Consider the following 23,872-nt stretch of genomic DNA (forward strand, 5'->3'; position numbering starts at 1 on the left):
CCGATGGTGCCCATCCAGGATATCCTGCACCGCATCGTCTGGGATCCCGGCTTCGGCACGGGCGGTTTCGTCATCGGCTACCGCGACCGCGTGCGCGGACGGACGGTGCGCATTCCGTTCGAGCGGATCGTGCTGGCGGAAGGACGGGGATTCTCGTTCGACATCATCGGCGCGGACGGCGTCGCGCGCATGATTCCATACCACCGCGTGCGCGAAGTGCTGCGCGACGGCAAAGTCATCTGGCGCCGCCACGTGGGCGGGGAGGAGGTCGAAGATGAAGACGACGGACGTTGACGCCGTTCGCACGGACGTGCGGCGGGTGCTGCTGGCCACGCTGGCGATCCTGCTCGTGCCGGCCGTGGCGATGCGGTTCACGGACGAGGTGAACTGGGGCGCCGGCGACTTCCTGGCCGGCGGCGCGCTGCTGGCCGGGACGGGCCTCGCTTATGTGGTGGCGAAGCGGCGCATCGCGCGCCAGCCCGGCCGCCTGCTGCTCGGCGCGCTGCTTGCGCTCGGTCTGCTGCTGGTGTGGGCCGAACTCGCGGTCGGCATTCTCCACTGATCAGGCGTATTCGCCCGTGTGCAGCACGGCGTACGTGTGGCGCCCGGCTTCCTTGGCCGCATACAGCGCGCGGTCGGCCGTTTCCATCAGCGCGCGCGGGTCGACGCTGCCGCCGGCCGCGAGGCCGACGCCGATCGTCGTCCCGACTTTCAACGTACGCCCGGCGAGCACGAACGGTTGCGCAATCGCGTCCAGGATCTTGCGGGCGACGCGTTCGGCGTCCGCTTCGCTGCGCACGTCGTGCAGCAGCACCGTGAATTCGTCGCCGGCCAGCCGGGCCACCAGGTCGGTCGAGCGCACGCTGGTGCGCAGCCGGCGCGCGAATTCCACGAGCACGTCGTCGCCGGTCGCGTGGCCGTAGCGGTCGTTGATCTGCTTGAAGAAGTCCACGTCCAGGTACAGCAGCGCGCAATCGCGGTCGCCCTGGCGCGAGCGCCTGGCGGCGCCTTCCAGCGCCTGTTCGAAGCGGCGCCGGTTCGGCAGCTGCGTGAGCGGGTCCGTGTGCGCCAGCGCGTGCAGGCTGCGCTCGTGCATGCGCGAGGCGGTGGCGTCCGTCGTCAGGATGTACACGCCGACCACGCGGCCGTCGCGCAGCTGCGGCAGGAACGTCGAGTGGGCGATACGCGTGTGGTTCTTGCGCACGATCTCGTGTTCGCACTGCGATGCGTTGCCGAGCCAGGCCTGCTCCAGCGCCTTGGCTTGCGGCGCATAAAAGGCCGGGCCGAACGCTTCCTCGACGGTGAGGCCGAGGATCTGCTCCGGCGGCACGCCCAGCCACGACGCGTGGACGGCGTTGGCGAACGCGTAGCGGCGGTCGGCGTCCAGGTGGGCGATCAGCACCGGCACGTTGTCGGTGATGGTGCGCAGCCGCTCCTCGCTCTCGGCCTGGCGCAGTTCGGAGAGCTTGCGGGCGGTCATGTCGAACGCCATCGCGTAGTAGCCGTCCGGCGTGCCGTCCAGCGCGCGCTGCGGCACAAACGCGCACTGGTAGTGCAACTGGCGCCCGTTGACATCGATGACGTCCTCGAACGTGCTGCGTTCGCCCCCGTGGACGCGGCGCAGGTGCGGTTCGAGCTTGGCGTAGTCCTGTTCCGAATAAGCGTCGCGCACGTCGTGGCCGATCAGGGCTTCGGCCGGCTTGCCGTAGAACTGGATCGCGCGGCCGTTCAGGAACACGAACTTGCCGGCCGCGTTGACCTTGCCGATCAGCGCCGGCAGGTTTTCCGTGACGGCGCGCAGCCGGCGTTCGCTCGCTTCCAGCTGCTCGCGCGCGGCGTTGCGTTCCGTAATGTCGGTCATCGCGACCACGGCGCCGAGCATGCGGCCGCTGGCGCTCTTCAGCGGGCGGCCGCTCGCCAGCAGCGTGACGGCGGGGCGGCCCGGCGGCGCGACGGCCATCGCCTGTTCGCGTACCACTTCGCCCCGCAGCACGCGCGCCAGCGGCACTTCGTCCGCCGCCAGCGGCGTGTGGCCGTCCGCCTCGTACAAGGCGTAATATGTGGGCCAGTCGGCGGTCTTGACGCAGGCGCGATCCAGGCCGTGCAACTTGCGGGCCTTCTTGTTGAACAACGTGAGGTTGCCCTCCGCATCGCAGGCGACGACGGCGACGTCGATCGATTCCAGCACGGCGTCCAGCAACTCCTGCTTCTCCTCGAGTTGCTGGCGCGTGCGGTTGCGCTCGGAGACGTCGTCGATGAACGCGCCGATGCAGCGCCGGCCCTGCCATTCGTAGGCGCCGACTTTCATCTCGATGGCGATGCGGCGGCCGCTCGCGGTGAGCGCCGGCAGCTCGATCTGCTTGTCGACGACCGTGCTGGAGCCCGTCTGCATGAAGCGGCGCATGCCCGCCGCGTGCGCCGCGCGCAGTTCCTCGGGCACGATCAGCTCCTCCAGGGAACGGCCGAGTGCCTCGGCGCGGTTCCAGCCGAAGATGCGTTCCGCGGCCGGGTTCCATTCCGTGATCCGGCCCTCGGGGTCGGCGCCGACGAACGCGCTGTACGACGTCGCGACGATCGTGCGGTTCCAGCTTTCAGCGTCGCGCAGTTCGGCGAGGCGGGCTTCCAGTTCGGCGGTGCGCTGGGCCACGCGTTGTTCGAGTTCGGCATTGAGCGACTTGAGGGCCTGTTCGGCCATCACGCGCGCCGTCGTGACGCGGGCCTGGTTCAGCTCCACCGCGACGAGGTCGGCCAGGTCGCGCAGACACTGGCGCTGCTGGTCGTCGAAACGGCGCGGGTTGCGGTCGACGATGCACAGGGTGCCCACGGCATGGCCGTCGCAGAACAGCGGCTGGCCCGCGTAGAAGCGGATGTGCGGCTCGCCCTTGACGAGCGGACTGTCGGCAAAACGGGGATCCTCAGCCGCATCCTCGACGACGAGCATCTCGGCCTGTGCCACGGTGTGGCTGCAGAAGGCGACGGAGCGGGCCGTCTGTTCCACGTCCAGCCCGCAGCGCGACTTGAACCACTGGCGCTTGTCGTCCAGCAGCGTGATGAGCGCGATGGGGACGCCGAAGGTCATCGCGGCCAGGCGCGTGAAGCGGTCGAAGCGGGGCTCCGGCCGGGTATCCAGCAGGTCGAGCGCGGTCAATGCCGCGAGGCGAGAAGTTTCCGAGATCGTCTTGGTCATCAGCATGGGCCGTCCGGTGGCGTGAACGGCGGCGAGGCAGGGGCCGCAAGGATGGACGTCGCCATGAGCTGGGGCGTGAGTCCGAAAGGAATGGTAACACTAAATTCCTCACGGAAAGTTTCACTTTTGTGGAATGTGGCGCGCCGACTACGTTGCAGTTCACATATCAGTGCGTCCCCGGCATAGTAGAATGGTGGCGTTCATTCCCTTCCAGGCAAAGGATGTGTCACCCATGGCGCCGATCGATCTCAACGGCTATGACCTCGCCGAACTGAAAGGTTTACTGTTCGATATCGAGCAGGAGATCAAGCGCCGCGCCCGCGACGAGCGCGACCGGGCGCGCGAGCGCATCCACGCGCTGGCGGCCGACGCGGGCATCCCGCTCGACGCCCTCGTCAAGACAGCGGCGCCGCGCTACCGCAACCCGGCCGACAACGGCCAGACATGGACGGGCCGCGGGCGCCAGCCGCGCTGGATCGCGGAGGCATTGGCCAGCGGGCGGTCGCTGGACGATTTCAAGATCTGAGCAGCGGCGACGTGTAGTTCGGATCGTGCGCGAACGGGAGCGGCCGCGCGTCGCGCAGGGCGGCAAGGACCGCTGCGAAGTCGGTCCGGCACCTGAAACCCAGGTCGCGCTCGATGGCGGCCGCGTCGTACACCCGGCCGATGGTCGCCGGCAGGGTCCAGCCCCGCGCCGCATACAGGTCCGCCGCGTCCGGGAAGTACCGTGCGATCACCGCCGGCGCATCCGTCCTGAGCGCGGCCGCGTCGGTACGGTCGAACGGCGGCGGCGCGGACACGATGTACAGGCCGAAGCCGATGTCCGGCGCCTTCTCCAGCGCGGCCAGGTGCGCCAGCGCGCAGTCCTCGACGGTCAGGCGCCGGTGCAGGAATTCGTTGGCCTTCATGTTTTCGCCCGCGAGCGCGTCGTGCGTGTCATCGTTCTCGGGGAAGAACCGGGCCGTCCGCAGCACGACTACGGGCAGGCCGTGGTCGGCGTGGAACAGGCGCGCCAGCTCCTCGGCCGTGCGCTTGGTCACCCCATAGATGTTGCGCGGCCGCAGCGGTCCGCTCGTCTCGTCCAGCCAGACGGCGGCGGGTGCCGTCTCGGCGCGGATCGCCTGCGTGATCATCAGCGACGTGGTCGACGTGAAGACGAACCGGCTCGCGCCGTATTCCACCGCCGCCTCCAGCAGGTTGAGGGTCCCGGCGACGTTCACGTCGACGAACGTCTGGCGCGGATAGCGCGCGATATCGGGCTTGTGCAGCGCGGCCGCGTGGATCACGCCGTCGAAGCGATAGTCGGCGAACAGGCGCCGGACCAGGGACGCGTCGGCGACGCTGCCGACCGCGTCGGTGTGCGGGCCGGGCGCCACGTCGAGGCCGACGGGCTCGTGCCCGGCCTGCCGCAGCAAGGGGGAGAGATAGCGGCCGAGCCAGCCGGAAGAACCGGTCAAAAGAATTCGCATGTTCGATGTCGATGTCGTGGGATGTCGTTCGTCGTCAGGGTGTAGCACCCTTCCAGCCAACATTATGACAAGAGGACATCATGAACAAGCAAATCATCTTCAACCTGCCGGTGCGGGACCTGGAACGTTCGAAGGCCTTCTTTGCCGCGCTGGGCTTTTCCGTGAATCCGCGCTTCAGCAGCGAGAACGCGCTGTTCATGAACGTCGTGGGCGACACCCTGCACGTCATGCTGATGACGGAAGGGTTTTTCAAATCCCTCATCAACAAGCCGGTCGTGCAGGCGCGCGAGGCCAACGAGGTGGTCATCTGCCTGAGCTGCGAGAGCCGGGAAGAGGTCGACAGTCTGATCGCGAGGGCACAAGCGGCGGGTGCGCGGATTCCGCACCCGCCCGAGGATCACGGTTTCATGTACGACCAGGGGTTCGAAGACCTGGACGGCCATCTGTGGAACCTGGTCTGGATGGCGCCGCAGGCGTAATGCAGCCGAACGGCCGGCAGGGCGCGCGCAAAGCGCTGCCGGTCTGTCATCGTACCGGTTCACATATTCTGAGGCGCGCTCGGACGGCTCGTCAGCGCTCCCATCAGGCAGGTCTTCAACCGTGAGGCAAACCGCCGTTCGACAAGAACGTGCACGCCATACGCGACACCAATAACGGCGGCGATCATGCTCCAGAAAAGCAGGTGGGCGTTCACGGTCGGGTAGAAATGATTAAAGACGAGATAGCCAATATTCTCGTGAAGCAGATACAACGGATAGCTGATCGCCCCGGCCAACGGCCAGCGATAGCGTGCGATCGAGCCTGTCCGCCCTAATGCGATCAGCAACATCCCCAGGAAAAATAGGGTCAGGATCGCGATAACGATACCGCCGTTCAAGGTCGACATGGCATTGTCAGCGAGGACTTTGCGAACGATATCGTCGGACTGGAACATGGCGAGTCCCCAGGATGCGGCGAGTACGGTCAGCCTGCTCATCGCGGCACCCTTCTCCCATATCAGAAAGCAGGTTGCACCGGCAATGAAATACGCCGCGTAATCGATGATCAGGAGTGAGTGGATGTAATGCAACGCTCTTTCCGGTATCCAGACGCCTGAGAAAAATGCGAGGACTTCGAGAGCGATGGATGCCAGCAGCCACATGACGAGATAGTGCTGGACCTGGTGAATTTTTCCGATGATCAGCAGCGCAGCCACAAGTGCATAAAATCGAATTTCCACCAATAACGACCAGTAAGCTCCTTCGAGCAACGGAACCCTGAAAAGGCCGGGGACCATCGTCATGTTGACGACGTATTGACTGAACGTGACGTTCTGCGCCGCGGCCAATAAGATGCCGGCCAGGTAGGTGATGGTACAGCACGTCCAGAATGCGGGGTAGAGCCGAACGAAGCGGGAGATGCAAAAGTCGCGCAGCCGCGCGCTGGCGGCCGCAGTCATCAGGACGACGAACCCGCTGATCATGAAAAACAGTTCGACCCCAAGGAATCCATACTTGGCGACGGGAGCGAGAAGCGGGTATGGCATCGCCGAATACCCGCCAGCGTGGCCCCGGAAGGCGTAGTGAAAGAAGACGACGGAGACCGCCGCTAAAAATCGGAGCAGATCGATTTCGTTGACTCTGGTGCGTGTCATGGTGTACAGATCCAGGCAGTGGACTCAATGGGGCGCGACCATGCCTGCAGGTCGTATGGCCCCCGAGGTCGTACTTCGTACGCTGGGTTGTGCGCGCTTGTCCAACATCTTTCTGTTCGAGATCGCAAACAGGAGAAATATCCAAATCGGCGCCTCGTAGAAATACATGATGCAATATGCCGGCAGCAAAACAATGATTGTCGCCAGGATGATTCCATGCAGTGCAAATATGCGCAGCAATATGAGCGCCAACGGCAATGTCACGATAATGCCGCCGCGACTGACAAGATTCAGGATGACGCCGATGTCCTGATAGTGGCATCCGATGCAAGGATCCGTTCCATAGCCGAACCCGATGAATTTTTCTTCCACGCCGGCATTCAGGTACGTGTTTATGCCCAGCATTTTGAATGACAAGCTGGGATCGTTGCCGCCAAATCGGGTCATCAGGTGGTCGATGAAATTCGATGCGTAAATATAAAACAGGACGACGGACAGTGCGAGGAGAATCTCGAGAAATCCTATCCGTTTTCGCCACAGCCACCCGAGCAGGAGTAGCAGTACGGAAACGAAAAAAATCGACGATGCGGCATGCGTCATCAACACGGAAATAATGGTTGCGACCCCCAGGATAATGACTTTTTTGCTGAACTCCGCGGAAAATGCATAGATGGCCAGCATGCAGGATACATAGTTGGTGTAAGTGCCGGGCTCCACATGAAGACCGGCAAACCGGGCGATGTTGAAGTATTCCTCCGTGACGCGGCTCTCCGCTCCAAACACGATTTTATGAACGTCGAAGATCGAATGCGTGACGAAATAGTACAGAATCACCTGGATGGTCAACGTCAGCACGTTCAGCCCGATCAGGCATGCGACCGCCGCCTCGAATTCCTTTCTGTAGGAAAATCGTGCCTCGAATATTGCGATGGCCAAGGACAGGTTGGCGGCGATCAGGAGCACGAATTGCGGTGGCACCGGTTTCACGATGACCCCGTGAAAAACCAGGGTGAACAGGAGTGTCGCCACGAGGAGGGAAGCGAACTTCAGCCGGATTTTTCCAAGGAAAAGCAACGGAGACATGGCCACCATCGAGGCACCGGCCGCGAGATACTTGGGAAGCATCGTGGCGCGGCTGCCCGACTCTTCAAAAGGCGTGAATAAAAGGAACAGCGTTACGAAGAACGCCAGAAAGGACAGGATCGAGAAACCCGGCAGATGTCGCTTGTTCTTCATGTCTGGACCAAGATTTCCGATATGAATAAGCGTGCCGAATCAACGAAGCGGGTCGAGTTTTGCCTTGTGTAAATTTGCCGCTTGTCCCCGTCCAAGGGACGGGGTGATTGGTGCACTGGTCAAGCATGCGCTACGATGCTGAAGCTCGTTTGATATGACTCAACTAGAAACGGCTGGTCAGCATCAGGCTGATGTTGCGCGGACTGCCGGGTGCGTGCAGCGACTGCGTACCGTCGTGCCACACATACTCGTAGTAGCGGTCCGCCAGGTTGCGGACCTGGAGTTCCACATCCAGGTTCTTCCCGAGGCTGTAGGCGGCCGACACGTTCACGAGCGAGTACGCGCCGAACTTGCCGGTGGTGTTGGTCCGGTCCAGGAAATAGCTGCCCTGGCCGTTGATCGAGGCGGACAGCCGCAGCGCGTCGCTGACGTGATAATCCGCCCCCACGTTGTACAGCAGGTGCGGCGTGTGGTCGATCTCGTGGCCCTGCGTGGCGATCGATCCGGCGTCGGCCTTGACGATGCGCGCGCGCTGCACGGCGGCGCCCAGCCAGAATCCCAGCTGCGACGTCGGTTGCACGTTCAGTTGCAGGTCCACGCCGCGGCGCCGTGTCTCGCCGATGTTCTCGGCGTCGTTGGCCGGGTCGTTCATCTTGCGCCGCGCCTCGTTCGACGCATATTGCTGCCACACCGCGATACGGCCTTCGACGCCGTGCGCGGGCCGGAATTTGACGCCGGTCTCCCAGCCATCGTTGATCGACGGTGCCAGGTCGCTCGTCTGGTTGACCTTGTAGGTGGCGGTGCCGATCCCGATCTGGAACGTGCGGCCGAAGTTCCCGTAGACGGCATAGGCGTCATTGACCTGGTACACCGCGGACAGCTTCGGTTGCCGGATCAGGCCATAGTCGTTGATGCCGTAGACGCGGCCGCTCAGCAGGTTCGTATAGCTGCCGGTCAGCCTGTCGACGCGCAGCGCCGGGGTGATGGTCAGATTCGCCACCGGCTTGTAGATCGCCTGGACGAAGCCGCCGGCGGTGTTCAGGTCGAACTGCTGGTCGCGGGTCTGGGATTGCCTCACCTCGTTCGCGGTGAACCAGCGCTGGCTGGCGTTGTCCTGGCGCTCCGTGTCGAGGCCGCCGACGACACGCAACTGGCTGGTGGGACGCCACGTCAACGTCGTGGAGGCGCCCGTGTGGTTTTCCGCTATCGTGCGTTCCTGCTGGCGCACCTCGGCCGAGAAAGTCACGTAGCGGTGGTCGTCCAGCGCATTGTGGTAGACCTGCGCGGTCCAGAACAGCCGGCTGCCGAACGCCGTTTCGGCCTGCAGGGCCACCTGGTCCATCCGGCGGGTGCCGCGGTCGGTGGCGTTGTGCGGCATCGACTGTTCCCAGTCCGCGCGGGCCTGCGCAGCCGTCAGGAAGCCCGGTTCGTCGGCGCGGGTTTCATGGTGCCGCACGATCAGGCCGTAGCGGCTCGTGCCGTTGTCGGGCGAATAAAACCATTTGCCCGAAAAGCTGGCCTTGTCCGCATCCGAGTGGGCGCGGTAGCCATCCGTTTGTTGCCAGCTTGCCGCGTAGTTCTGGGAAAAGCCGTTGCGGTCGATGCCGAGGGCCGCCTGCGCATCACGCGTGTCGAAGCTGCCGTAGCCGAGGCGGGCTGCCCCATAATTGCCGCCGATTTTCGTCACGATGTTCGCGTTGCCGGCGATGTTGTGCAAGCCGTAGCGCGGATCGTTCGTGCCGCGGACGAGCTCGACGGTGCGGATGTCCAGCAGCGGCGCCAGGTCGAGGTAGGGCATCATGCCGTCGTTGCTGTTGCTGGGGATCCCGTCGATCAACAGCTTGACGGCGTTGATCTCGCCTTCGCCCGTAAAGCCCCGGATCGAAATCTTGCCGGACGTCGTGCCCTGGCCGTACTGCGTCAGCATCACGCCGGGGAGTTGGCCGAACAATTGCCAGTTATGGCTGACGGCTTGCGTCGCGATCTTGCTCTCGTCCAGCATGTCGACCGACGTCAGCACATTGCGCGTGGCCAGCGGACCTGTTGCCTTGCCGGTCACCGTGACGATACCCACCGTCATTGCGGGCGTTGCGGCGTTTTCCGGCGTGTCCTGTGCGTTGGCCGCTACGCCGAAACATAGTCCGATGGCGAGAACGACCGTCTTCTTGCGATAAAACATCATTAAATGTTGATAGAAGGAAAAGTCTGATCTTACCCCACGAAAACCTGACTGACAATTATAATGAGAATGATTCTCATTGATACAACAGGACAATATGCGCAGGTTCATCTTGTGGTTGCACCGGTATGTCGGGCTGGCGGTCGTCGGCGTGCTCTTCATGAGCGGCCTGACCGGCGCCCTCATCACCTTCGATAGCGAGATCGACCGGGTGACCCACCCCGAGCTCCGCCAGGTCGCGCCGCAGTCCGCGGGCGCCGGCGCCGACCGCCTCGCGGCCGGGGCGCGCCAGGCGTGGTCGCGGGACCCGGTGCGCATGCTCGTCCTGCCCGAGTCGCCGGGGGATGCGGTCGAGGTCTGGTATCGGGGCAGCAGCATGCGCGCCTATCTCGATCCGCGCGACGGCCACGTCCTGGGCCTGCGCGATACGCACGATTCGCTGATGGGCGTCCTCGTCGACCTGCACACGAACCTGCTGTCGGGCGAGACGGGCAGGGCGGTCATCGGCTGGTGCGGCCTGGCGGCCATCCTGCTCATCGTCCTGGGCATCTGGCTGTGGTGGCCCAGGGGCGGCCGGTGGCGCCAGGCATTGACGGTCAAGTGGGAGGCGGGGCCCGCGCGCGTCTGGCTGGACGTGCATAAAGTCGCGGGCATCGTGACGGGCGTGTTCCTGGTTGTGATCGCCGCGACGGGTGCCGCGCTGGCGCTGCCGGGCGTCGTGACGGAACCGTTGCTGGTCGCCCTCACCGGCGCAGGGGCAAAACAGGCCGCGCCAGCCTCGTCGTCCCGCACGGGACCGCCCGCGTCGCTCGACACGATGGTCCAACGGGCCGGGGCGACCTTCCCGGAGGGACGGATCACGCGCCTGATGATGCCCGCGACGCCGAAAGGCGCGGTGGCGATCCGCATGCGGTTGCCCGGAGAAATCCACCAGATCGGCCGCACGTTCGTCTACTTCGACCAGTACGACGGCAGGCTGCTGCGGACGGACAACGTCCTCGAATCGAACCTGGCCACGCGCATCAACGCCTGGTTCTATCCGCTGCATACCGGGGTTTATGGCGGGACGGCGACGCGCCTGCTGAATGTCCTGTTCGGCCTGTCGCTCGCACTGATCTCGCTGTCCGGCGGGTGGATGTGGGTCCGGAACAGGCTCGCGAGGAAACGGGCGGAGGCGCGCAAACGCGGGCGTGCGCAGGTGACCAGCGCGGCAAACTGATTGTTCAGTCGTCTTTCCGGGACCGGAACGGGAACATCAACTGCCTGGTGAAACCGTCCGGTACATAATCGCCCACCACGCCGTATTTCTCGGGGAAGCCAGTCTGGCCTTTGATGGCCGTACCGAGAATATGGTCGATGAAAGCGAAATGCGCGGCATAGTTCCTGTCGATGGCCACATCGTCAGACGAATGGTGCCAGTGGTGAAAGTCCGGCGTGACGATCACGTATTTCAGCGGCCCCCACGGCAAATGCACGTTGGCGTGGTTGAAGACGGCCTGGAATCCGACCACGACGATGTACACGTCCATGACGTTCTTCTCGAAGCCGAGCACGTACAGGGCGCCCAGCACGCCCACCCGGGTGATGATCAGTTCCACCATGTGCTGGCGCGAGCCGGCCAGCCAATCCATCGTTTTCGCCGAATGGTGCACGGCGTGGAAACGCCACAGGAAGGGAATCTCGTGGTAGGCCCGGTGGGTGCAGTATTGCACCAGGTCCGCGCACAGGATGCAGAGCAGCAGTTGGGGCAGGAACGGGATCGATTGCACCGTATTCTGGATCGTGTCGCTGGCCATCCAGCCGAACAGACGGTGAATGGCGAAGTTCACGGTCAGCAGCGCCAGGCCGACGATGAAGTGGTTGACGGCAAAGTGCACGAGATCGGTCTGCCATTCGCGGCGGAACAGCAGCTGGCCCTTATAGAGCGGGAAGATCTTCTCGATCGCGGCGAAGATCAGGGTCGAACCGAGGAGTGCGACTCTGGTCGAACTAGACGTGATTGAACGTGTCCAATCGTGATCATGGAAAAGACGATAGGCGCAGGCGAGGCCGCCAGACTGCTGGGAATTACCGTCAAGACGCTTCACCAGTGGGAACGCGAGTGCCGGCTGGTACCAGTCGCCCGCACCGCCAGCAACCGGCGCCGCCAGCTACGCGCGGCCATGGAGAGTGACCATGCTGCTGGCGCACCGGATCAGGATTAACGTGACAGCGGCCCAGCGCGACTATTTCGCGCGCGCGGCCGGCACCGCCCGCCGGGTCTGGAACTGGGCGCTCGCCGAGTGGAATCGTCAGGCTGCCCGTGGCCTGCGGCCAAACGCGATGGCGCTCAAGAAGGCGTTCAACCGCATCAAGTATTCCGATCCCGAATGGCTCGACGCCGACGGCAAGCCGTGGCTGCGCGCCATCCACCGCGACGCGCACGCCCAGCCGTTCTCTAACCTCGCGAAGGCCTGGAGGCGTTACTTCGAGCAGCGCCGCGCCGGCCAGCTGGCGCACGTACCGCGGTTCAAGAAAAAGGGCCGCTCGGCCGAGAGTTTTTACCTCGCGAACGACAAATTCCGGCTCGAGGGACGCAGCGCCGTGCTGCCGAAGGTGGGTCGCGTCGCGCTGCGCGAAACGCTGCGCTGGAGCGGCAAGATCATGGGCGCGAGTGTCTCGCGCGAAGCCGGTCACTGGTACCTGGCGGTTCAGGTCGACGTGCCGGACCAACTGGCCCGGCGGCGTCGCACGGGTGACGCCGTCACCGGCGTCGACTCGGGCGTGACCAGCGCAGCCACGCTGTCCAACGGCGAGAAGATCGCGGCGCCGCGGCCGTTGAAGGCGGCGCTGCGGCGCCTGCGCATCCGCTCGCGCCGACAGTCGCGAAAACTCGAGGCGGCCAAGGCCGCGGCCGGGATCGTCGGCCGTATCGGCAAGGGCACGCGCCTGCCTGTATCGAAGAACCGGACCAAGGGCGCGCTGGCGCTGGCGCGACTGCAGGCGCGCATCGCGCGCGTGCGCCGGGATTTCACCCATAAGCTCACGACCCGGCTGTGCCGCGAAAACCAAGCGGTAGTGATCGAAGACCTGAACGTGCGCGGCATGCTGGCCAACGGGCGTCTGGCGCGCGCGATCGCCGATGTCGGCTTTTACGAATTCCGGCGCCAGCTGACGTACAAGTCGCGGCGCTACGGTGCGCACATCGTGCTGGCCGACCGCTGGTTCCCGTCCAGCAAACTGTGTTCGCGATGCGGTACCCGCAACAGGGAACTCGCGCTGGGCGACCGGGCGTGGACCTGCGCCGGTTGCGACGCGCTGCACGACCGCGACGTGAACGCGGCCATCAACCTGCAACGGCTCGCCACCGGCGCCCTCGCGGCGCGCACGGCGCTACCCGAGGCGAGCCAGGCGGTAACGCGTGGCACTGCCGCCGGCCTGGCGCCGGCGGGAGGCGGGAAAGTCACGCTTGTCAGGCACGAGCACGGTCAGCAGGACGGCTCGGGGCAGGAAGAGAACGCTGTGCACATTTGCACACGTAATCGATAGCAGATCGAGGATGAACCAGTCCAGTCCGATGTACGGCGTGTGGTCGGGAAAATCGTCGACGGGGACGTGCGATCCGCCCAGCGCCAGCGTCAGGAGAATGAGCGCCGCCGCCATGCCGTTGATGCTGCGGCGCCGCTTGAGAATCACGTTGAGCAGGCTGATCGACCCGGACAGCACCATGGCCGCGAACATGATCGAGCGGATGATGTCGGGATCGTATTTCTGGCGCAGCTCCGGGGTCGTCAGTTACTGCGGAAAATGAAAGACCAGCACGCCGAGGAAACACAGCACGGCCAGGAAGAACGCGAGCGCACCGCTGGCCAGACCGTAGCCGGGTTCCAGCCGGCCGCTTTGCTGCAGGAGTCCGGCGGTATCGGAGACGGCGTCCGTCACGTCGTCGAGCGCGGCGCGCGCGGGTTTGGTCAGAATTTTCATGAATGCGCTCCGTTCCTGGCAATCTGGGCCGGCGGAGCATAGCATCCTGGGGTGGCGAAAAAAGGCGCGGATTGTCACGCAGCGTTCAATCGGGCATCGATTCCACGATGTCCCCGTGCCCGGCATATTCATGAAAGATATCGTCGAGATACGTCGCCAGCTCGTCCGCCGGCACGTCCGGTGGAATGACGACATCCTCGCACAACGTCCGCTTGCCCAGCTCCGCCCGATAGACGGCCCAGGCATCGTTGTCGCGCCGGACGTCCACCTGGAAGCGGCCGTAAATGTTGAATCGCATGGTCGACTCCTTTCGCTGGGCGCTTCAGTGTACGCGGCATATTGCCAGTATGGCAAGCCGGGCTGCCGTTTACCCGTCACCTGCGTTACGATGGCGCCTGCTGAAAAAAAACAGGAGCGGCGTTGATCACGAGACGGGATGTGTTGGTACTGGCGCTGGGCGCAATGAGCGGCGCCCGCGCGGAGCAGGCGCCGCTGCATATCGTGACCGCGCACCTGCCGCCCCTGGTGATGAGCCCGGGCGACAGGCAGCCGGGCGCCCTGCGCGAGCTCGTGGACGCGCTGTGCAAGCGCCTCGGCCTGGCGCCGGATATCGAGTTCATGCCCTGGCGGCGCGCCCTGTACGTCGCGACCACGGCGCCGCACACGGCGATTTTCCCTGTGACCCGGCTGCCGGAGCGGGAGGGGCAGTTCCGCTGGCTCGCCCCGCTGTACGAAGAAAACTACATTTTCCTGGCGCAGAAGGGCAGCGACTTCGACGTCCAGCGCCCCCAGGACATGAAAGAGAGGCGCATCGCCTTGTTGCGGGGCGCCGCCCAGGCGGCCATCCTGCGCGACTTGGGCTTCGAGCGACTGGTGGAGGCGTCATCCATCGACGAGGTCCACCGGTTCCTGCTGGCGGGCATGGCCGACGCCGCGTTCGGCGAGCGCGCCATCATCCACCGTTCGCTCGAGATGCGGGGCGAGGAAAAGAATTTCCGTCTCGGCCGGCCGGTGCGGTCGACCACCGCCTGGCTGGCGGGTTCGCTCGATATCGGCGAGCGCGACGCGGCCCGCTGGCGCGCGGCGATGGCGGAACTCGTCGCCGACGGCACGCAGAAGCGGATTTTCCGGCAGTACGGACTGGCCTGACCGGCGTCTATATCGTATCGATATATATCCCCAGCGATTGCGCATGCATGCGGCGGGCCGGGCGCGGCTACACTGGCCGCCATGAAAATCACCCGACTCACCACTTACCGCGTCCCGCCGCGCTGGATGCTGCTGAAGATCGAGACCGACGAAGGCGTCACCGGCTGGGGCGAACCCGTCATCGAGGGGCGCGCGCGCACCGTCGAAGCGGCGGTGCACGAACTGTCCGACTACCTCGTCGGCAAGGACCCGGCCCGCATCAACGATCTGTGGCAGACGATGTACCGCGCCGGCTTTTACCGCGGCGGTCCGATCCTGATGAGCGCCATCGCCGGCGTCGACCAGGCGCTGTGGGACATCAAGGGCAAGGTGCTGGGGCAGCCCGTGTACGAGCTGCTGGGCGGCCTCGTGCGCGACCGCATGAAGACGTACAGCTGGGTGGGCGGCGATCGTCCGGCGGAGCTGATCGCGGGCATCGCCGCGCTGCGCGAAGCCGGTTTCGACACGTTCAAGATGAACGGCACCGAGGAACTGGGTATCGTCGACAACGCGCGCAAGGTCGACCAGGCCGTGGCCCGCGTGGCCGAGGTGCGCGCGAAGTTCGGGTTCGAGATCGAGTTCGGCGTCGACTTCCACGGCCGCGTGTCCGCGCCGATGGCGAAGGTGCTGCTGCGCGAGCTGGAGCCGTACCGGCCGCTGTTCGTCGAGGAACCGGTGCTGGCCGAGCAGGACGAATACTACCGCGCGTTGGCCGACGCGACGTCGATCCCGCTGGCGGCCGGCGAGCGGATGTACTCGCGCTTCGACTTCAAGCGCGTGTTCGAGCGCGGCGGTCTCTCGATCGTCCAGCCGGACCTGTCGCACGCGGGCGGCATCACGGAATGCGTCAAGATCGCCGCGATGGCGGAAGCGCACGACATCGCGTTCGCGCCGCATTGCCCGCTCGGACCGGTGGCGCTGGCCTCCTGCCTGCAGGTGGACTTCGTCGCGCACAACGCCGTGCTGCAGGAGCAGAGCATGGGCATCCATTACAACCAGGGCGCCGAGCTGCTGGACTACGTGAAGAACAAGGAGGATTTCCACTTGTCTTCCGGCTGGATCCGGCCGTTGACGAAACCGGGCCTCGGCGTGGAGATCGACGAGGAACGCGTGATCGAGGCGAGCCGCCAGGCGCCCGACTGGCGCAATCCGGTCTGGCGCCACGCCGACGGCAGCGTCGCGGAGTGGTAGACCTGCCGATCCGTGGTGTAGGATGCATGTTATATAAAAACATGCATGGCCAGGGAAGCGGCAGGAAGAGATGAACGGAAGACTCGAAGGGAAGGTGGCGATCGTCACCGGCTCCACCATGGGCATCGGCGCGGCCGTCGCGCGCCGTTTTGTGGACGAAGGCGCGCGCGTCGTCATCAACAGCCACGTCGACGACGCGGCCGCGCAGGCGCTGCGCGAGGAACTGGGCGGGGCGCGCAGCCTGTTCGTCCAGGCCGACATTACCGAGCCCGCCGCGATGGAGCGGCTGGCGGCGCGCACGCTGGAGCGCTTCGGCCAAATCGACATCCTCGTCAACAACGCGGGCGTCAACGTGTTCGCGGACCCGCTCGAACTGGATGCGGAAGGCTGGCGGCGCTGCCTCGCGCTCGACCTGGAAGGCGCGTGGAACGCATGCCGCGCCGTGCTCCCGTCCATGCTGGCGGCAGGCAGCGGCAGCATCGTCAACATCGCCTCGGTCCATGGTCACAAGGTCATCAAGGGCTGTTTTCCGTACCCGGTCGCGAAGCACGGGCTGATCGGCCTCACGCGCTCGCTGGGCGTCGAGTACGCGGCGCGCGGCATCAGGGTGAATTCCATCTCTCCGGGCCTGATCCTGACGGAGCGGATCGAGGCGTGGCTCGCGGGCCATCCCGACCCGGAAGCGGAACGGCGGCGCCAGGCCGCGCTGCTGCCGTGCGGGTGGATCGGCGAGCCGAAGGACGTCGCCAACGCGGCGTTGTTCCTGGCCAGCGACGAGGCGCGGTTCGTGAATGCGACGGATTTGCTGGTCGACGGGGGCAGGAGCCAGGTGTATCACGACTAAGTACTATTCCGGAGTTTGACCCTGGACGGATGGGCAACTATCATTATGGAAACTTTCGAGGCCTACGCCGCACTCCCATGTCCGATCCCCGCTCCGACCGCTTCGTCCGCGCCTACCTGAAGACGCGCCACCTTGTCCTGCTCGTCGAACTGGGCCGGCACGGGTCGATCATGCAGGCCGCGCAGGCCGCGAACCTCACGCAGCCGGCTGCGTCGAAACTGCTCGGCGAGCTGGAACACGCGCTGGGCGTCACCTTGTTCGAGCGCCTGCCGCGCGGCGTGGAGCCCACGTGGTACGGCAAGGTGCTCATCCGCCGCGCCGGCGCTTCGCTGGCCGAGATGGATGCCGCGTACCAGGAAGTGATGGAACTGATGTCCGGCCTGCGCGGGCGCGTGGCCGTCGGTGCGATCCTGACGCCGTCGACGACCCTCGTGCCCGCCGCCGTCACCCTGCTCAAGACGCGGCATGCGCGCCTTAACGTGTCGATCGAGGTGAGCAGCAGCAAGCAGCTCGTCGAGCGGCTGCGCGCGGGCGATCTCGACATCGTCATCGGCCGCGTCGTCGACGGCTCGATCGCCGACGAATTCCATTTCGAGCCGATCACCGACGAGCCGCACAGCCTGATCGTGCGCGCCGGGCACCCGCTGCTGGGCGCGCGCGGCCTGGACCTGGCCGAGCTCGCGCGCCAGGCGTGGATCGTGCCGCCGGCCGGCAGCATGGTGCGCGACCGGATGGCGGCGCTGTTCCTCACGCAGGGCCTGGAGCAGCCGGCGGAGACCGTGTCGACGGCCGAGCTGCCCGTCGTGACGACGCTGCTGCTGGGCAGCGACATGGTGGCGCCGATGTCCGTCGAACTCGTCAAGCCGTACCTGGACAGCGGCCTGCTGGCCGTGCTGCCGTACGAACTGAACCTGCGCATGGACGTCTACGGCATCATCACGCGCCGCCATCACCAGCTATCGCCGGCCGCGGAAGCCATGCTCGGCGCGCTGCGCGAGACGGCCACGCGTCCCAAGCCGACGGCGCGCGTCACGTACATCAAATCGGTGTAAGCTGGCGCGATGGCTTCATCCGCATCACACCGCCTGCTCGGCATCGACTGGGGTTCGAGCAACCGCCGCGCCTATCTCGTCGACGCCGCCGGCGCCTCGCTCGCCACGCGCGCCGACGACCAGGGCATGCTGGCCGTGCGCCCCGATTTCGCGGGCTCCTTCGCCGCCCTGGTGGCGGACATGGGCGTCGATCCGGACGTGCCCGCCGTCGCTTCCGGCATGGTCGGCAGCGCCCAGGGCTGGCGCGAAGTGCCTTATCTCGACATCGGCGTGCCGCTGGAAGCGCTGCCGGACCACGTGGTCCGCGTCGACGATCCGCGCGCCGGGCGTCCCTGTTTCATCGTTCCCGGCTATGTCCAGCGGGGAGAGCACGTCGACGTGATGCGCGGCGAAGAGACGCAGCTGCTGGGTGCCGTCGCGCTGGGCCGGCGCGACGGCTGGTTCGTCCTGCCCGGCACCCATAGCAAATGGGTGCATCTCGCGGACGGCGTCATCCGCCGCATCGCCACGTTCATGACGGGAGAATTGTTCGCGATGGTGTCCGCGCACGGCACGCTGGCGCCGCTGATGGCGGGCGATCATGACGACGACGGCGCGTTCGTCGCCGGCCTGGACGCGGCCCGCCGCGGCGCGCCGCTGTCGAACGCGTTGTTCGGCGTACGTGCCCGCGTCGTCTCGGGCGCCATGCCGGCCGCGCAGGCGCGCTCGTTCGTCAGCGGCCTGCTCGTCGGAACGGAATTCGTCGCCGCGGTCGGGCTGACGGGCGGCGCCGTCCCGCCGACCTGCATCGGCTCGCCCGTGCTGCGGGCCCGCTACGCGCGCGCGGCCGTCCACTTCGGCATCACCCTGGCCGGGCTCGATCCGGACCGCGTGTATTGCGCCGCGCTGGCGCGCTTCCTCGACCGGATCCCATCATGACGTTTGCTCTACCCGACCTGCCGCTCGTCGCCATCCTGCGCGGCCTCGATCCCGCCGACGCGGCGCAAGTCGGACGCGTCCTGTTCGACGCCGGCTGGCGCCTGCTCGAAGTGCCGCTGAACCGGCCGGGCGCGCTGGACGCGATCCGCATCCTCGTCGACATGGCCCCGCCCGACGCCATCGTCGGCGGCGGCACGATGCTGAGCATTGCCGACGTCGACGCCGTCGCGCAGGCGGGCGGCCGGCTGTTCGTGTCCCCGAACTGCAACCCCGCCGTGATCGCGCATGCGCGCGCGGCCGGCATGCTGTGCGCACCCGGCGTCGCCACGCCCACGGAAGCCTTCGCCGCGCTGGATGCGGGCGCCCATGCTTTGAAACTGTTCCCGGCAGAGTCCATCGGCCCGGCCGGGCTGAAGGCGATGAAGTCCGTCCTGCCGCCCGGCACGCCGCTGTGGCCCGTGGGCGGCGTCACGCCCGAACAGATCACGGCGTGGAAGGCTGCGGGCGCGACGGGCGCGGGCATCGGCAGCCAGTTGTTTACGCCCGGCGTGACCCTGGACGACCTGGCCGCGCGTGCGCGGTCGTTTGCCGTCGCCTGGCGCGGTTGAGAGGTTCGCATGATCCTGCCGAAGGAGCGTGACCCGAGGTTCATCACGGTGCGCCGCGGCGGTACATTGTCGGATCCCGATCACCACCTGCTCGCCATCTGGGCGGCCGACTGTGCGCAGCACGTGCTGCATCATTTCGAACAGGTGCGGCCCGGCGACGACAGGCCGCGGCAGGCGATCGAACTCGCGCGTGCCTGGGCCCGCGGCGAGATCCCGATGAAGCAGGCCCACCAGGCGGCCTTCATTGCGAATGCGGCTGCGCGCGACGAGTCCGGCGCCGCCAAGATGGCAGCGCTGGCGGCCGGACAGGCCGTCGCTGTCGCCCACGTGGCCGCGCACGAACTCGGCGCGGCGGCGTATGCGATCCGCGCGGCGCGCGAGGCCGCGCCGGACCACGAGCGGGACGAAGCGGGCAAGCGCGAATGTCACTGGCAGCGCGCCCAGTTGCCGGACGCGATCCGCGACCTGGTGCTGGACGACCAGCGGCTACGCAATGCGCTGTGCTGGAACGTGTTCGACTAGCAGGCGCCGCGCCGCTGGTAGAATGGATGAACGATCTCTCGCAGGTACGATCATGACCCGTCCCGACCGCCATCACGCCGCCCAGGTCTTCTGGCGCGACCCCGCCTTGCCCTTCGTCGAAGCGCGCCACGTCACGGACGGACGCGACCTGCACTACGGGCGGCACTGGCACGAGACGTATTCCGTCGGCGTCATCACGGGCGGCCGCAGCACCTATGTCAACGGCGCGCATGCGGAAGTGGTGGAGCAGGGCGCCGTCGTCGTGATCAATCCGGGCGACGTCCACGGCTGCAATCCGGTCGACGACGCGCCGTGGTCGTACGTGATGTTCTACTTCGACCCCGCGTGGCTGGGCCGAGTCCAGGCGCGCGTGCGCGGCCTGGCGGATCCGGTGTTCCGCCCGTACGCACAGGCCGCGTTGCGCGCGCCGCACCTGGTGGAGGCGGGCGTCCGGCTGTTCGCCGTGCTGGCGGCGTCGGATCGCAGCGCTGCCGAACGCGAGGCCGCGGTCGTGGATTTCGTCGCGCGCCTGGACGGCGAGCTCGCGCCCGGATCGGTGCCGGATGCCGTCGCGCCCAAGGTGGAACGCGTCGCGCACCACATCGACGCCCATTTCGCGGACGCCTTGCCGCTGCAGGACCTGTGCGATGCGGCGAACCTGTCCGGCTCCTACCTGATCCGCGCCTTCAAGAAGCGCTACGGCGTCGCGCCGCACGAATACCAGACGAACCGGCGCATCCAGTACGCCAAGGCGAGGCTGCGCGCCGGCGCGCCGATCGCCGAGGTGGCGGTCGACACGGGTTTTGCCGACCAGGCCCATTTCCAGCGGGTGTTCAAGCGGATGACGGCCGCCACGCCCAAGCAATACCGCGACTGACGGTCACACTGCGGCCAGCCAGACCACGCTCGCCACGAGCATGCCGGCCATCGTGCGATTGAACACGCGCACCCGGCGCGGCGTGCGCAGGTAGACCTGCAAACGGCTGCCGGCCCACGCCCACGCGGCAATCGACAGCCAGCACACGACGAAGTAGATCGCCGCGAACAGCCAGACGGCGGCCGCGTCGCCGCCGGAGGCATACGTGCCCATGCCCGCCAGCGCGGCCAGCCATGCCTTGGGACTGAGCCACTGCAGGGCGGCGCCCTGCAGCATCGTCGGGCGCGCCGCGGCCTCGCCGGCATCCAGCTCGCCTGCATCGGCGGCCAGCTTCCAGGCCATGTAGAGCAGGAAGACGACGCCGGCCCAGCGCACGACGCTTGTGACCTGCGGCCATGCGGCGACCACTTCGTGCAGCCCGAGACCCGCCAGCACGAGCAGCAGGCAGAAGCCGGCGGTGGCGCCCGTGACGTGGGCGAGGCTGGCGGTAAAACCGTGGCGGGCGCCGCTGCCCAGGGCGACGACGTTGACGGGGCCGGGAGAGATCGAGGTGGCGAGGGCGAAAGCGGCCATCGAAGCGAACATGCTCATCTGCGTTTCCTTTCGGGTTGAGGGATGCGGCAGACGATAGCGGCGGCGTGCGGGCCGGTATTGAAGAAAATGACCCAACCAATTGCTCAGCAACTTGCGCGTTCGGCGCGGCGTGGCGGTGCTATGGTGATGCGATGACTTCCTTCGACACGACCCGGCGCCGACTCTTGCAGGGGCTTGGCGCCGCCTGCGCAACCGTGTGCGCCCCCGCGCTGGCCGCGGACTTCGACGTGCGTGCGTTCGGCGCCCGCGGCGACGGCACGACCCTGGATACGGACGCCATCAACGCGGCCATCGCCGCGGCCGGCGCCGCCGGCGGCGGCACCGTGCGCTTCCCGGCCGGCCGCTACCTCAGCTTTTCGATACGGCTGCAAAGCCGCGTGACGTTGCATCTGGACGCCGGCAGTGTGATCGTCGCGGCCGATCCGGCCGACGGCAAGGGACGTTATGACGCGGCCGAGCCCAACCCGCACGATGCCTGGCAGGATTTCGGCCACAGCCACTGGCACAACTCGCTGATCTGGGGTGAGAACCTGGAGGACGTGGCGATCCTGGGGCCGGGCCGCATCTGGGGCCGCGGCCTGACGCGCTCGGGACCGGGCGCCAACCGGCCGATGAAAGCAGGCGACATGCCGTCCTCGCTCGGTGGCAAGGACCCGATGGGCGAGCGAGCGCGTGCAGGCACGGTGTTCGGCGCGGAGATGGACGGCAAGGGCAACAAGGCGATCGCCCTGAAGAACTGCCGCAACGTGCTGTTGCGCGATGTTTCGATGCTCAAGTGCGGCCACTTCGCCGTGCTGGCGACGGGCGTCGACAACCTGACGATCGCGAACGTCACCGTCGACACCGAGCGCGACGGCTTCGACATCGATTGCTGCCGCAACGTGCGGATCAGCGATTGCGCGGTCAATACGCCCAACGACGACGCGATCTGCCTGAAGAGTTCCTACGCACTGGGCCGCGCGCATTTCACGGAGCACGTGACGATCACGGGGTGCCAGGTCTCCGGCTTCGACCTCGGTACGCTGCTGGACGGGACGTACCAGAAGACGCAACTGAAAGCGCCGGACGAGGAGGGCGTGTGCGGCCGCATCAAGCTGGGCACGGAATCGAACGGGGGCTTTCGCAACATCGTCATCGCCAACTGCGTGTTCGAGCATTGCCGCGGCCTGGCCATCGAAAGCGTGGACGGCGCCGTCATCGAGGACATCACGGTCGACAACCTCGCCATGCGCGACCTGACGACGTCCCCGCTGTTCATCCGCCTGGGGCGCCGCATGCGCGCGCCGGCGGGCACACGCGTCGGCGCGATCCGCCGGGTGAACATCAGCAACGTGGTCGTGTCGCAGGCGAATGCGCCGTACGCATCCATCGTGGCAGGGCTGCCGGAGGCGCCCGTCGAGGACGTGCGGCTGTCGAATATCACGATCGTGCACGGGGGCGGGGGTACCGCAGCCGACGCACGGCGCGTGCCGCCCGAGCAGCCGGACCATTATCCGGAACCCAGCATGTTCGGCGTGACGCCGGCCTACGGTCTGTACGTGCGCCATGCGCGCAACGTCGAGGTGCATCACGTCGACCTGCGCACGGCGGCGCCGGACGCGCGGCCGCCCGTCGTGCTGGACGACGTGGCGGGCGACCGCTTCGATCACGTGCGGCTGGGATGCGCGGCCGGCGTGCCCGCGATCCGCCGCGTCAGGCCGGGACGGGCTCTTCCTCCCGCGTGATGCGCCACATGTCCAGGTTGACACCCTTGCGGTAATCGTGCTGCATCTCGGGCGTCAGCACTTCGAACATCAGGCCATTCTCGAGCCACAGCTCGACGACGTCGAACACGCCGCCGCGCGAGCACGGCACGGCGCGCCAGCCTTCGCGCCTGCCGATCGCGAGGATCTCCTCGACGGAGCGCTCGGTCGCGATCGCCAGGTGGAAGCAGGCGTACGGGCGCGGTGCCGCGTCCGGGTGCGGCCGTGCCATCTCGGCGCCGTTCCCCGGCGCCATCGGCATCGTGTGCGGATAGACCTCGACCATCGAACCGCGCACGTCGCCGGCCATCGCGACCCAGGCGCCGGGCCAGGGCGGGAAGCGGAACGACTGGCCGCCCCAGATCTCGGCAATGACGGCGGCGACGCGCTCGGGATCGCGCGCGGGGATGGATGCGTGAAAGATCATGGTTCTCCTCGGGAAGTAGCGGCACGGGCCAGGGTTGCAATGACGCGCACGCCAACGCTGCCGAGGTAGTCCCCGAGCACCGCCCACGCCGGGACGAAGCCCAGCTGCTGCTCGAGCAGGTACCGTGCGGCGCTGACGACGTATTGCTCGACCGTATCGAGCATTGCGCCGCGCCGCGGGAGGAATTCGGTGTGTGACGTGTCCATGGCGCGCATATTGACACTCGCGCCATGGACGGTCAT

General features: G+C 66.5%; 27 protein-coding genes and 1 pseudogene. 17 read left to right on the plus strand and 11 right to left on the minus strand.

Annotation, left to right across the window (positions count from 1 at the left end):
* The first annotated feature begins 3 nt into the window (after positions 1-3).
* Positions 4-294 carry a DUF504 domain-containing protein gene (locus tag P0M04_RS24400; RefSeq protein ID WP_259449194.1) on the plus strand — a complete coding sequence of 97 codons (291 nt, stop codon included), beginning with the start codon at positions 4-6 and terminating at the stop codon, positions 292-294.
* Positions 275-562: a hypothetical protein gene (locus P0M04_RS24405; protein WP_259449193.1), complete on the plus strand. Its 288-nt coding sequence runs from the start codon at positions 275-277 to the stop codon at positions 560-562. Before P0M04_RS24400 ends, P0M04_RS24405 begins: the two co-directional genes overlap by 20 nt.
* Here the strand turns inward: P0M04_RS24405 and P0M04_RS24410 are convergent, their stop codons facing one another.
* Entirely contained in the window at positions 563-3,193 is a 2,631-nt protein-coding gene (locus P0M04_RS24410) for a sensor domain-containing diguanylate cyclase (protein WP_259449192.1), read from the minus strand.
* Positions 3,194-3,419: 226 nt separating this feature from the next.
* Here P0M04_RS24410 and P0M04_RS24415 point away from each other — a divergent pair, with 226 nt between their 5' ends.
* Entirely contained in the window at positions 3,420-3,713 is a 294-nt protein-coding gene (locus P0M04_RS24415; RefSeq protein ID WP_259449191.1) for an H-NS histone family protein, read from the plus strand.
* Here the strand turns inward: P0M04_RS24415 and P0M04_RS24420 are convergent.
* Positions 3,703-4,656: an NAD-dependent epimerase/dehydratase family protein gene (locus P0M04_RS24420; RefSeq protein ID WP_259449190.1), complete on the minus strand. Its 954-nt coding sequence runs from the start codon at positions 4,654-4,656 to the stop codon at positions 3,703-3,705. The genes P0M04_RS24415 and P0M04_RS24420 overlap by 11 nt on opposite strands.
* Positions 4,657-4,736: 80 nt before the next feature.
* Here P0M04_RS24420 and P0M04_RS24425 point away from each other — a divergent pair, with 80 nt between their 5' ends.
* Positions 4,737-5,135 carry a VOC family protein gene (locus P0M04_RS24425; RefSeq protein ID WP_259449189.1) on the plus strand — a complete coding sequence of 133 codons (399 nt, stop codon included), beginning with the start codon at positions 4,737-4,739 and terminating at the stop codon, positions 5,133-5,135.
* 59 nt (positions 5,136-5,194) lie between these two features.
* Here P0M04_RS24425 and P0M04_RS24430 read toward each other — a convergent pair whose 3' ends face one another.
* From P0M04_RS24430 to P0M04_RS24440, 3 genes are all read right to left on the minus strand, one after another.
* Complete coding sequence (locus P0M04_RS24430) at positions 5,195-6,289, minus strand: acyltransferase family protein (protein ID WP_259449188.1); 1,095 nt, start codon at positions 6,287-6,289, stop codon at positions 5,195-5,197.
* A 24-nt stretch (positions 6,290-6,313) separates the two neighbouring features.
* Positions 6,314-7,525 (minus strand): hypothetical protein, encoded by a 1,212-nt coding sequence (locus P0M04_RS24435; RefSeq protein WP_259449187.1) that lies wholly within the window; start codon positions 7,523-7,525, stop codon positions 6,314-6,316.
* Between the two features lie 163 nt (positions 7,526-7,688).
* Entirely contained in the window at positions 7,689-9,707 is a 2,019-nt protein-coding gene (locus tag P0M04_RS24440) for a TonB-dependent receptor (RefSeq protein ID WP_259449186.1), read from the minus strand.
* A 94-nt stretch (positions 9,708-9,801) separates the two neighbouring features.
* Between P0M04_RS24440 and P0M04_RS24445 the strand changes: the two genes are divergently transcribed.
* Positions 9,802-10,923: a PepSY-associated TM helix domain-containing protein gene (locus tag P0M04_RS24445; protein WP_259449185.1), complete on the plus strand. Its 1,122-nt coding sequence runs from the start codon at positions 9,802-9,804 to the stop codon at positions 10,921-10,923.
* A 4-nt stretch (positions 10,924-10,927) separates the two neighbouring features.
* On the opposite strand, the pseudogene P0M04_RS24450 reads toward P0M04_RS24445, so the two are convergent.
* Positions 10,928-11,677 (minus strand): annotated as a pseudogene (locus P0M04_RS24450) (sterol desaturase family protein); the annotation flags it as partial.
* Between the two features lie 48 nt (positions 11,678-11,725).
* On the opposite strand from P0M04_RS24450, the gene P0M04_RS32930 reads away from it, so the two are divergent.
* Genes P0M04_RS32930 through P0M04_RS24460 form a run of 3 tightly spaced genes read left to right on the plus strand, consistent with a single transcriptional unit; the run spans position 11,726 to position 13,494 of the window.
* Positions 11,726-11,908, plus strand: a complete 183-nt coding sequence (locus P0M04_RS32930; protein ID WP_371877295.1) for a MerR family transcriptional regulator — start codon at positions 11,726-11,728, stop codon at positions 11,906-11,908.
* A 1-nt stretch (position 11,909) separates the two neighbouring features.
* Positions 11,910-13,232, plus strand: a complete 1,323-nt coding sequence (locus P0M04_RS24455) for an RNA-guided endonuclease InsQ/TnpB family protein (protein WP_281042091.1) — start codon at positions 11,910-11,912, stop codon at positions 13,230-13,232.
* 10 nt (positions 13,233-13,242) lie between these two features.
* On the plus strand, positions 13,243-13,494 hold the full coding sequence (locus P0M04_RS24460; RefSeq protein WP_259449183.1) for a hypothetical protein: 252 nt from the start codon (positions 13,243-13,245) through the stop codon (positions 13,492-13,494).
* Here P0M04_RS24460 and P0M04_RS24465 read toward each other — a convergent pair.
* Positions 13,479-13,667: a hypothetical protein gene (locus P0M04_RS24465; protein WP_259449182.1), complete on the minus strand. Its 189-nt coding sequence runs from the start codon at positions 13,665-13,667 to the stop codon at positions 13,479-13,481. The genes P0M04_RS24460 and P0M04_RS24465 overlap by 16 nt on opposite strands.
* Positions 13,668-13,752: 85 nt before the next feature.
* Complete coding sequence (locus P0M04_RS24470) at positions 13,753-13,965, minus strand: DUF7661 family protein (RefSeq protein WP_259449181.1); 213 nt, start codon at positions 13,963-13,965, stop codon at positions 13,753-13,755.
* 122 nt (positions 13,966-14,087) lie between these two features.
* Between P0M04_RS24470 and P0M04_RS24475 the strand changes: the two genes are divergently transcribed.
* The 8 genes from P0M04_RS24475 (at position 14,088) to P0M04_RS24510 (ending at position 20,867) form a co-directional block, all read left to right on the plus strand.
* A complete protein-coding gene (locus P0M04_RS24475; RefSeq protein WP_259449180.1) occupies positions 14,088-14,816 on the plus strand; it encodes a substrate-binding periplasmic protein in 729 nt (242 codons plus the stop codon).
* A gap of 81 nt (positions 14,817-14,897) precedes the next feature.
* Positions 14,898-16,046 carry a galactonate dehydratase gene (gene dgoD, locus P0M04_RS24480; protein ID WP_259449179.1) on the plus strand — a complete coding sequence of 383 codons (1,149 nt, stop codon included), beginning with the start codon at positions 14,898-14,900 and terminating at the stop codon, positions 16,044-16,046.
* 70 nt (positions 16,047-16,116) lie between these two features.
* Entirely contained in the window at positions 16,117-16,890 is a 774-nt protein-coding gene (locus P0M04_RS24485) for an SDR family oxidoreductase (RefSeq protein WP_259449178.1), read from the plus strand.
* A 77-nt stretch (positions 16,891-16,967) separates the two neighbouring features.
* Complete coding sequence (locus P0M04_RS24490; RefSeq protein ID WP_259449177.1) at positions 16,968-17,942, plus strand: LysR substrate-binding domain-containing protein; 975 nt, start codon at positions 16,968-16,970, stop codon at positions 17,940-17,942.
* Positions 17,943-17,951: 9 nt separating this feature from the next.
* On the plus strand, positions 17,952-18,860 hold the full coding sequence (locus tag P0M04_RS24495; protein WP_259449176.1) for a 2-dehydro-3-deoxygalactonokinase: 909 nt from the start codon (positions 17,952-17,954) through the stop codon (positions 18,858-18,860).
* Positions 18,857-19,468 (plus strand): 2-dehydro-3-deoxy-6-phosphogalactonate aldolase, encoded by a 612-nt coding sequence (locus tag P0M04_RS24500; protein ID WP_259449175.1) that lies wholly within the window; start codon positions 18,857-18,859, stop codon positions 19,466-19,468. Before P0M04_RS24495 ends, P0M04_RS24500 begins: the two co-directional genes overlap by 4 nt.
* A 9-nt stretch (positions 19,469-19,477) precedes the next feature.
* Positions 19,478-19,990, plus strand: a complete 513-nt coding sequence (locus tag P0M04_RS24505; protein ID WP_259449174.1) for a putative immunity protein — start codon at positions 19,478-19,480, stop codon at positions 19,988-19,990.
* A gap of 52 nt (positions 19,991-20,042) precedes the next feature.
* The gene (locus P0M04_RS24510) at positions 20,043-20,867 is read left to right on the plus strand and encodes an AraC family transcriptional regulator (protein ID WP_259449173.1); all 825 of its coding nucleotides are present in this window, start codon (positions 20,043-20,045) and stop codon (positions 20,865-20,867) included.
* Between the two features lie 3 nt (positions 20,868-20,870).
* Here the strand turns inward: P0M04_RS24510 and P0M04_RS24515 are convergent, their stop codons facing one another.
* Complete coding sequence (locus P0M04_RS24515; protein ID WP_259449172.1) at positions 20,871-21,458, minus strand: LysE family translocator; 588 nt, start codon at positions 21,456-21,458, stop codon at positions 20,871-20,873.
* Positions 21,459-21,592: 134 nt separating this feature from the next.
* On the opposite strand from P0M04_RS24515, the gene P0M04_RS24520 reads away from it, so the two are divergent.
* A complete protein-coding gene (locus P0M04_RS24520) occupies positions 21,593-23,185 on the plus strand; it encodes a rhamnogalacturonidase (protein ID WP_259449171.1) in 1,593 nt (530 codons plus the stop codon).
* Here the strand turns inward: P0M04_RS24520 and P0M04_RS24525 are convergent.
* On the minus strand, positions 23,154-23,630 hold the full coding sequence (locus P0M04_RS24525) for a hypothetical protein (protein WP_259449170.1): 477 nt from the start codon (positions 23,628-23,630) through the stop codon (positions 23,154-23,156). The two genes, P0M04_RS24520 and P0M04_RS24525, sit on opposite strands and share 32 nt — an antisense overlap.
* Entirely contained in the window at positions 23,627-23,872 is a 246-nt protein-coding gene (locus P0M04_RS24530; protein ID WP_259449169.1) for a hypothetical protein, read from the minus strand. The genes P0M04_RS24525 and P0M04_RS24530 overlap by 4 nt, the downstream gene beginning before the upstream one ends.

Source organism: Telluria mixta (genome assembly GCF_029223865.1).
GTDB classification, from domain to species: Bacteria; Pseudomonadota; Gammaproteobacteria; order Burkholderiales; family Burkholderiaceae_D; genus Telluria; species Telluria mixta.

Bases quoted from the DNA above. Each gene is read 5' to 3' on its own strand.
- P0M04_RS24440 (WP_259449186.1), bottom strand. From the start codon at position 9,707: ATGATGTTTTATCGCAAGAAGACGGTCGTTCTCGCCATCGGACTATGT.
- P0M04_RS24530 (WP_259449169.1), bottom strand. From the start codon at position 23,872: ATGACCGTCCATGGCGCGAGTGTCAATATGCGCGCCATGGACACGTCA.
- P0M04_RS24470 (WP_259449181.1), bottom strand. From the start codon at position 13,965: ATGCGATTCAACATTTACGGCCGCTTCCAGGTGGACGTCCGGCGCGAC.
- P0M04_RS24415 (WP_259449191.1), top strand. From the start codon at position 3,420: ATGGCGCCGATCGATCTCAACGGCTATGACCTCGCCGAACTGAAAGGT.
- P0M04_RS24485 (WP_259449178.1), top strand. From the start codon at position 16,117: ATGAACGGAAGACTCGAAGGGAAGGTGGCGATCGTCACCGGCTCCACC.
- P0M04_RS24430 (WP_259449188.1), bottom strand. From the start codon at position 6,289: ATGACACGCACCAGAGTCAACGAAATCGATCTGCTCCGATTTTTAGCG.
- P0M04_RS24420 (WP_259449190.1), bottom strand. From the start codon at position 4,656: ATGCGAATTCTTTTGACCGGTTCTTCCGGCTGGCTCGGCCGCTATCTC.
- P0M04_RS24400 (WP_259449194.1), top strand. From the start codon at position 4: ATGGTGCCCATCCAGGATATCCTGCACCGCATCGTCTGGGATCCCGGC.
- P0M04_RS24410 (WP_259449192.1), bottom strand. From the start codon at position 3,193: ATGCTGATGACCAAGACGATCTCGGAAACTTCTCGCCTCGCGGCATTG.
- P0M04_RS32930 (WP_371877295.1), top strand. From the start codon at position 11,726: ATGGAAAAGACGATAGGCGCAGGCGAGGCCGCCAGACTGCTGGGAATT.
- P0M04_RS24500 (WP_259449175.1), top strand. From the start codon at position 18,857: ATGACGTTTGCTCTACCCGACCTGCCGCTCGTCGCCATCCTGCGCGGC.
- P0M04_RS24465 (WP_259449182.1), bottom strand. From the start codon at position 13,667: ATGAAAATTCTGACCAAACCCGCGCGCGCCGCGCTCGACGACGTGACG.
- P0M04_RS24405 (WP_259449193.1), top strand. From the start codon at position 275: ATGAAGACGACGGACGTTGACGCCGTTCGCACGGACGTGCGGCGGGTG.
- P0M04_RS24425 (WP_259449189.1), top strand. From the start codon at position 4,737: ATGAACAAGCAAATCATCTTCAACCTGCCGGTGCGGGACCTGGAACGT.
- P0M04_RS24435 (WP_259449187.1), bottom strand. From the start codon at position 7,525: ATGAAGAACAAGCGACATCTGCCGGGTTTCTCGATCCTGTCCTTTCTG.
- P0M04_RS24490 (WP_259449177.1), top strand. From the start codon at position 16,968: ATGTCCGATCCCCGCTCCGACCGCTTCGTCCGCGCCTACCTGAAGACG.
- P0M04_RS24505 (WP_259449174.1), top strand. From the start codon at position 19,478: ATGATCCTGCCGAAGGAGCGTGACCCGAGGTTCATCACGGTGCGCCGC.
- dgoD (WP_259449179.1), top strand. From the start codon at position 14,898: ATGAAAATCACCCGACTCACCACTTACCGCGTCCCGCCGCGCTGGATG.
- P0M04_RS24445 (WP_259449185.1), top strand. From the start codon at position 9,802: ATGCGCAGGTTCATCTTGTGGTTGCACCGGTATGTCGGGCTGGCGGTC.
- P0M04_RS24460 (WP_259449183.1), top strand. From the start codon at position 13,243: ATGAACCAGTCCAGTCCGATGTACGGCGTGTGGTCGGGAAAATCGTCG.
- P0M04_RS24510 (WP_259449173.1), top strand. From the start codon at position 20,043: ATGACCCGTCCCGACCGCCATCACGCCGCCCAGGTCTTCTGGCGCGAC.
- P0M04_RS24495 (WP_259449176.1), top strand. From the start codon at position 17,952: ATGGCTTCATCCGCATCACACCGCCTGCTCGGCATCGACTGGGGTTCG.
- P0M04_RS24515 (WP_259449172.1), bottom strand. From the start codon at position 21,458: ATGAGCATGTTCGCTTCGATGGCCGCTTTCGCCCTCGCCACCTCGATC.
- P0M04_RS24525 (WP_259449170.1), bottom strand. From the start codon at position 23,630: ATGATCTTTCACGCATCCATCCCCGCGCGCGATCCCGAGCGCGTCGCC.
- P0M04_RS24520 (WP_259449171.1), top strand. From the start codon at position 21,593: ATGACTTCCTTCGACACGACCCGGCGCCGACTCTTGCAGGGGCTTGGC.